Raw genomic sequence first — 330 nt, 5'->3', positions numbered from 1 at the left:
CATCTCGGTCAGGACCGCCGCGTCGAGCACGGCCGAATCGACCTGCGGCAGGCGGCGCGGCACCTCGGCCCGCGCCGGCCGCCGCGCGCCCGGCGCCCTCCAGCGGCTGATCGTGGCGAAGAGGTCGGCCCGCCGGAACGGCTTGCCCACATGGTCGTCCATCCCGGCCTCGCGCAGCTCCTCGATCTGCGACGGCAGGGCGTTGGGGGTCATGGCGCCGATCGGGATGTCGCAGGGGGGCGGCGCGAGGGCGCGGATGCGGCGCGTGGCCGTGAGCCCGTCGACGCGGGGCATCTGGACGTCCATCAGCACGAGATCGTAGGCCCGGCC

Annotated in this window: 1 protein-coding gene; it reads right to left on the bottom strand. The window is 75.8% G+C overall.

Going from position 1 to position 330, the window contains the following annotated elements; genetic code table 11:
- Positions 1-330, bottom strand: a 330-nt coding sequence (locus ACLBYB_RS32945) for a response regulator (protein ID WP_447701396.1), incomplete at both ends; no start/stop codon positions are given.

It is taken from the genome of Methylobacterium sp. D54C (assembly GCF_053345595.1).
The sequence above is the reverse complement of the archived record's forward strand: the minus strand, read 5'-3'. Positions and strand labels throughout refer to the sequence as shown.